Origin of the sequence: Pseudomonas sp. OV226, assembly GCF_003148705.1 — a bacterium.
Taxonomy (GTDB): Bacteria; Pseudomonadota; Gammaproteobacteria; order Pseudomonadales; family Pseudomonadaceae; genus Aquipseudomonas.
In genome coordinates this window covers 1-3,828 of the sequence record NZ_QGGS01000050.1, presented here as the reverse complement: position 1 = coordinate 3,828, position 3,828 = coordinate 1, and the positions used below count along the sequence as shown (strand labels likewise).

General features: G+C 62.1%; 4 protein-coding genes. All 4 read left to right on the top strand.

Annotation, left to right across the window (positions count from 1 at the left end):
* Window positions 1-963 (top strand): ABC transporter permease subunit (locus C7534_RS32195; protein ID WP_109788265.1); only part of this gene is annotated, 963 nt, incomplete at its 5' end.
* Between the two features lie 4 nt (window positions 964-967).
* Window positions 968-1,897: an ABC transporter permease subunit gene (locus tag C7534_RS32190; protein ID WP_408980958.1), complete on the top strand. Its 930-nt coding sequence runs from the start codon at window positions 968-970 to the stop codon at window positions 1,895-1,897.
* A gap of 10 nt (window positions 1,898-1,907) precedes the next feature.
* Complete coding sequence (locus C7534_RS32185) at window positions 1,908-2,876, top strand: ABC transporter ATP-binding protein (protein WP_109788263.1); 969 nt, start codon at window positions 1,908-1,910, stop codon at window positions 2,874-2,876.
* On the top strand, window positions 2,876-3,828 hold a 953-nt coding region (locus C7534_RS32180; RefSeq protein WP_109788262.1), incomplete at its 3' end, for a peptide ABC transporter ATP-binding protein. The genes C7534_RS32185 and C7534_RS32180, both read left to right, overlap by 1 nt.

Below are 3,828 nucleotides of genomic sequence, written 5' to 3'. Positions count from 1 at the left end.
TTCGGCATCACCTTGCTGACTTTCGCGCTGATTCGCATGATTCCAGGCGACCCGGTGGAAGTCATGATGGGCGAACGTCGCGTCGACCCCGAAATGCACGCACAGGCAATGGAACGCCTTGGTCTGAACAAGCCGCTGTATGCCCAGTACCTGGACTACATCGGCAAACTGGCCCACGGCGACCTCGGCGAATCGCTGCGTACCCGTGAAAGCGTGTGGAGCGAGTTCACCTCTCTATTCCCCGCGACCCTGGAACTGTCCATGGCCGCCCTGTTGTTCGCCGGCATCCTGGGCCTCCTGGCCGGGGTGATCGCGGCACTCAAGCGAGGATCCCTGTTCGACCATGGGGTGATGGGCGTCTCCCTGGCGGGGTACTCGATGCCGATCTTCTGGTGGGGCCTGATCCTGATCATGTTCTTCTCGGTGAGCCTGGGCTGGACCCCGGTATCGGGGCGGATCGACCTGCTCTACGACATCGAGCCGCGCACCGGTTTCATGCTGATCGACACGCTGCTGGCCGATGACGTCGGTGCGTTCCTCGATGCCCTGCATCACCTGATCCTGCCGGCCATCGTGCTGGGCACTATCCCGCTGGCCGTTATCGCGCGGATGACCCGTTCGTCGATGCTCGAAGTGCTGCGTGAAGACTACATCCGTACCGCCCGCGCCAAAGGCCTGTCGCCTTCTCGCGTGGTGTTCGTGCACGGCTTGCGTAACGCACTGATTCCGGTACTGACCGTGGTCGGCCTGCAAGTCGGCACATTGCTGGCCGGTGCGGTCCTGACCGAGACCATCTTCTCGTGGCCGGGCATCGGCAAATGGCTGATCGAAGCCATTGGCGCCCGGGACTATCCCGTTGTGCAAAACGGCATCCTGCTAATCGCCTGCCTGGTGATTGTGGTCAACTTCGTAGTGGACATCCTCTACGGCTTTGCCAACCCACGCATCCGTCACCAGCGCTGAGATCATGACCATGACCACTCCAGCTTCAACTCAAAATCAAGCGGTAGCAGTCGATCAAAGCCTGCTGTACCCGTCCCCGTACAAAGAATTCTGGCAAGCGTTCTCCAAAAACAAAGGCGCCGTTGCCGGCCTGATGTTCATGTTGCTGGTGATTTTCTGCGCGATCTTCGCGCCATGGGTTGCCCCGCATAACCCGAGCGAGCAATACCGCGATTTCCTGCTGACCCCGCCAGCCTGGCTGGAAGGTGGGCAGATCCAGTTCCTGCTCGGCACCGATGAACTGGGTCGCGACCTGCTGTCGCGCCTGATCACGGGCTCGCGCCTGTCGCTGATGATCGGCTTGTCGTCGGTGGTGATGTCATTGATTCCGGGGATCCTGCTGGGTCTGTTCGCCGGGTTCTTCCCGCGCCTTCTGGGCCCGACCATCATGCGTCTGATGGACATCATGCTGGCGCTGCCGTCGCTGCTGCTGGCCGTGGCGATTGTCGCCATCCTCGGCCCTGGCCTGATCAACACCGTGATCGCCATCGCCGTGGTGTCCCTGCCGTCCTATGTTCGACTGACCCGCGCGGCGGTGATGGGCGAACTGAACCGCGATTACGTGACCGCCGCCCGCCTGGCCGGTGCCACGTTGCCACGCCTGATGTTCATCACCGTGCTGCCGAACTGCATGGCACCGCTGATCGTTCAGGCGACCTTGAGCTTCTCTTCGGCGATTCTCGATGCCGCGGCACTGGGCTTCCTCGGCCTTGGCGTACAACCGCCAACCCCTGAGTGGGGCACCATGCTGGCTTCGGCTCGCGACTACATCGAACGCGCCTGGTGGGTGGTCAGCCTGCCGGGTCTGACCATTTTGCTCAGCGTGCTGGCAATCAACTTGATGGGCGACGGCCTGCGCGATGCGCTGGACCCGAAACTCAAGAACGCCGCCTGAGGAGATTCAAATGTCACTGTTAGAAATCAAGAATCTCAACGTTCGCTTTGGCGACAAAAACGCCGTTCCGGTGGTCGACGGGCTCGACATTACCGTGGAGAAGGGCGAAGTCCTGGCCATCGTTGGCGAGTCGGGTTCGGGTAAGTCCGTGACCATGATGGCGCTGATGGGCCTGATCGAACACCCGGGGATCGTCACTGCCGACGCCCTGAACTTCGACGGCAAGAACATGCTCACGCTCAGCAACCGTCAGCGTCGGCAAATCGTCGGCAAAGACCTGGCCATGGTCTTCCAGGACCCGATGACCGCGCTGAACCCGAGCTACACCGTCGGTTTCCAGATCGAAGAAGTGCTGCGCCTGCACCTGAAAATGTCCGGCAAGCAAGCCCGCAAGCGTGCCATCGAGTTGCTGGAAAAAGTGGAAATCCCCGGCGCCGCCAGCCGTATGGACGCCTACCCGCACCAACTGTCCGGCGGTATGAGCCAGCGTGTGGCGATCGCCATGGCGATTGCCGGCGAACCGAAACTGCTGATCGCCGACGAACCGACCACCGCACTGGACGTGACGATTCAGGCGCAGATCATGGACCTGCTGCTGGCGTTGCAGAAAGAGCAGAACATGGGCCTGGTGCTGATCACCCACGACCTCGCGGTCGTGGCCGAAACCGCCCAGCGCGTGTGCGTGATGTACGCCGGTCAAGCGGTTGAAGTCGGTCAGGTGCCCCAGCTGTTCGACATTCCGGCGCACCCTTACAGCGAAGCGCTGCTCAAGGCGATTCCGGAACACAGCCTCGGTGCCACACGCCTGTCGACCCTGCCGGGCATCGTTCCCGGTCGCTACGACCGTCCGCAAGGCTGCCTGCTGTCGCCGCGTTGCCCGTATGTGCAAGACAGCTGCCGCGCCACGCGCCCGGCCCTGGACCCGAAAAGCCACAGCCTCGCCCGCTGCTTCTACCCGCTGAACCAGGAGGTGGCGTAATGGCCGTCGTACTTACCGCCCGCGACCTGACCCGTCACTACGAAGTGTCCCGCGGCCTGTTCAAGGGCCATGCGACCGTGCGCGCCCTCAACGGCGTGTCGTTTGAACTGCATGCCGGCAAAACCCTTGCCGTCGTCGGTGAATCAGGCTGCGGCAAATCCACCCTGGCCCGGGCGTTGACCCTGATCGAAGAGCCGTCCTCCGGCTCCTTGAAAATCGCCGGCCAGGAAGTCACCGGTGCCGACAAGGCCCAGCGCAAGCAACTGCGCAAAGACGTGCAGATGGTGTTCCAGAGCCCGTACGCGTCGCTGAACCCACGGCAAAAAGTCGGTGATCAGCTCGGTGAACCGCTGCTGATCAACACTAACCTGAGTGCGTCCGAACGTCGCGAAAAAGTCCAGGCGATGATGAAGCAGGTGGGCTTGCGTCCCGAGCATTACCAGCGTTATCCGCACATGTTCTCCGGCGGTCAGCGCCAGCGGATCGCCCTGGCCCGCGCGATGATGTTGCAGCCTAAAGTGCTGGTGGCGGATGAGCCGACCTCGGCATTGGACGTGTCGATCCAGGCGCAGGTGCTGAACCTGTTCATGGATTTGCAGCAAGAGTTCAACACCGCCTACGTGTTCATCTCGCACAACCTGGCGGTGGTGCAACACGTGGCTGATGACGTGATGGTGATGTACCTCGGTCGCCCGGTAGAAATGGGTCCGAAGAACGACATCTACGAGCGTCCGCTGCACCCGTACACCCAGGCGCTGCTGTCGGCCACACCGACCATTCACCCGGACCCGAACAAGCCGAAAATCAAAATCGTCGGCGAGTTGCCCAACCCGCTGAACCCACCGTCCGGCTGCGCCTTCCACAAGCGCTGCCCGTATGCCACCGAGCGCTGCAGCACCGAAGAGCCAGCCCTGCGCCCTCTCGATAACCGCCAGGTGGCTTGCCACTACGC